We start from the raw sequence: 3,163 nt of genomic DNA, 5'->3' as shown, positions 1-3,163 counted from the left end.
TGGTTGCGGGGGCCAGATTTGAACTGACGACCTTCAGGTTATGAGCCTGACGAGCTACCGGGCTGCTCCACCCCGCGTCGAGATTTGGCCTTTGATCTTGTCCTGAAGGGGAGGCCCTTCCGGGTCAGTCTTGGGCTTTAAACGGCAACGCGGCGGCGACGTTAAGTCGACCGCCGCGTTGAAGCGATTTGTCTTTGTGATGAGGGGATATCCTTGACAGGCCCGGCAACGACCTACTCTCCCGGGTCTTGAGACACAGTACCATCAGCGCTGAGGAGTTTAACGGCCGAGTTCGGGATGGGATCGGGTTCTGGCTCCTCGCTCAAGCCACCGGGCCGGCGAAGGATATTGGCAAGCATATGGTCTTTGTTTTGATGTTTCGCGTTTTGGTGTCGCGGACATTGATCATGAGAACGATCAAGCCGATCGAGCAATTAGTACCGGTAAGCTGAACCCATTACTGGGATTACACACCCGGCCTATCAACGTGGTCGTCTTCCACGGCTCTCAAGGGAGAACTCGTTTTGAGGTGGGTTTCCCGCTTAGATGCATTCAGCGGTTATCCCGTCCGTACATAGCTACCCTGCACTGCGGCTGGCGCCACAACAGGTCCACCAGAGGTACGTCCACCCCGGTCCTCTCGTACTAAGGGCAGATCCTCTCAATTCTCCTACACCCACGGCAGATAGGGACCGAACTGTCTCACGACGTTCTGAACCCAGCTCACGTACCACTTTAATCGGCGAACAGCCGAACCCTTGGGACCTTCTCCAGCCCCAGGATGTGATGAGCCGACATCGAGGTGCCAAACGATTCCGTCGATATGGACTCTTGGGAATCATCAGCCTGTTATCCCCGGCGTACCTTTTATCCGTTGAGCGATGGCCCTTCCACGCGGGACCACCGGATCACTATGGCCGTCTTTCGACTCTGCTCGACTTGTCAGTCTCGCAGTCAGGCAGGCTTATGCCATTGCACTCAACGAGCGATTTCCGACCGCTCTGAGCCCACCTTCGCACGCCTCCGTTACTCTTTGGGAGGCGACCGCCCCAGTCAAACTGCCTGCCATGCGCTGTCTCGGACCCGGCTTACGGGTCGCGGTTAGACATCCATGACGATAAGGGTGGTATTTCAAGGATGACTCCACCAGAGCTGGCGCCCCGGCTTCAAAGTCTACCACCTATCCTACACATGCCGACACGAATGCCAGCGCAAAGCTGCAGTAAAGGTGCACGGGGTCTTTCCGTCTGACCGCAGGAACCCCGCATCTTCACGGGGAATTCAATTTCACTGAGTCTATGCTGGAGACAGCGGGGAAGTCGTTACGCCATTCGTGCAGGTCGGAACTTACCCGACAAGGAATTTCGCTACCTTAGGACCGTTATAGTTACGGCCGCCGTTTACCGGGGCTTCAATTCGGTGCTTGCACACCTCCTTTTAACCTTCCGGCACCGGGCAGGCGTCAGACCCTATACGTCATCTTACGATTTCGCAGAGCCCTGTGTTTTAGTTAAACAGTCGCTACCCCCTGGTCTGTGCCCCCAATGCCTAGTTGCCTAAGCACTGGGCCTCCTTATCCCGAAGTTACGGAGGTAAATTGCCGAGTTCCTTCAGCATAGTTCTCTCAAGCGCCTTGGTATACTCTACCAGTCCACCTGTGTCGGTTTCGGGTACGGTCTGATGTTGGAGCTATTTCCTGGAACCGCTTGGAAGCCGGGTCAATCCAATAAGACCCGACAGCGTACGCGATCCGTCACTACCAACTGGCTGAGGAATATTCACCTCATTCCCATCGACTACGCCTTTCGGCCTCGCCTTAGGGGCCGGCTAACCCTGCGGAGATTAACTTTACGCAGGAACCCTTGGACTTTCGGCGACAGTGTCTTTCACACTGTTTGTCGTTACTCATGTCAGCATTCGCACTTCCAATACCTCCAGGAGCCCTCACGGGTCTCCCTTCGTTGGCTTATGGAACGCTCCGCTACCGCTTGCACAAAGTGCAAACCTTAAGCTTCGGCTCGTGGCTTGAGCCCCGATACATTTTCGGCGCAGGAACCCTTGTTTAGACCAGTGAGCTGTTACGCTTTCTTTAAAGGATGGCTGCTTCTAAGCCAACCTCCTGGTTGTTTTGGGATTCCCACATCCTTTCACACTTAGCCACGAATTGGGGGCCTTAGCTGTAAGTCAGGGTTGTTTCCCTCTCCACGACGGACGTTAGCACCCGCCGTGTGTCTCCCGTGCAGTACTTCCGGGTATTCGGAGTTTGGTTAGGATTGGTAATGCGGTAAGCACCCCTCACCCATCCAGTGCTCTACCCCCCGGAGTATTCACACGAGGCGCTACCTAAATAGCTTTCGCGGAGAACCAGCTATTTCCGAGTTTGATTGGCCTTTCACCCCTAGCCACAAGTCATCCGAGACTTTTTCAACAGGCACCGGTTCGGTCCTCCAGTAAGTGTTACCTTACCTTCAACCTGCTCATGGCTAGATCACCCGGTTTCGGGTCTAATCCGACGAACTGAACGCCCTGTTCAGACTCGCTTTCGCTGCGCCTACACCTACCGGCTTAAGCTTGCTCGTCAGATTAAGTCGCTGACCCATTATACAAAAGGTACGCGGTCACTCAGGACGAACCTTGAGCTCCCACTGTTTGTAAGCATTCGGTTTCAGGTGCTGTTTCACTCCCCTCGTCGGGGTGCTTTTCACCTTTCCCTCACGGTACTTGTTCACTATCGGTCGCTGAGGAGTACTTAGGCTTGGAGGGTGGTCCCCCCACGTTCAGACAGGATTTCACGTGTCCCGCCTTACTCATGTCCCAACTGTTCGCAGATCCGTACGGGGCTATCACCCATTATTGCGTGGTTTCCCAACCACTTCCGGTAACTTACAGTCAGGCACTGGCCTGGTCCGCGTTCGCTCGCCACTACTAACGGAGTCTCGTTGATGTCCTTTCCTCCAGGTACTTAGATGTTTCAGTTCCCTGGGTTAGCTTTAAACCCCTATGTATTCAGAGTTTAATACCTTCTTGTGATCTCTGTTAGTCCGAAGACAGACCCAAGCACAGACTAAAAGCCTGCCCTTGGAATAACAGAGATCGAAGGTGGGTTTCCCCATTCGGAAATCCGCGGATCAAAGCTCATTCGCAGCTCCCCACGGCTTATCGC

General features: G+C 54.5%; 1 tRNA gene and 2 rRNA genes (1 of these 3 only partly in view). All 3 read right to left on the bottom strand.

Annotated elements, in window-relative coordinates:
- A tRNA-Met gene (locus tag WFK61_RS25900) sits at positions 1-77 on the bottom strand.
- A gap of 143 nt (positions 78-220) precedes the next feature.
- Positions 221-335, bottom strand: a 5S ribosomal RNA gene (gene rrf / locus WFK61_RS25895).
- 78 nt (positions 336-413) lie between these two features.
- A 23S ribosomal RNA gene (locus WFK61_RS25890) occupies positions 414-3,163 on the bottom strand (it continues 68 nt past the right edge of the window).

Source organism: Allobosea sp. MMO-172 (assembly GCF_037147855.1).
In the GTDB taxonomy this organism is placed as follows: Bacteria; Pseudomonadota; Alphaproteobacteria; order Rhizobiales; family Beijerinckiaceae; genus Allobosea.
The sequence above is the reverse complement of the archived record's forward strand: the minus strand, read 5'-3'. Positions and strand labels throughout refer to the sequence as shown.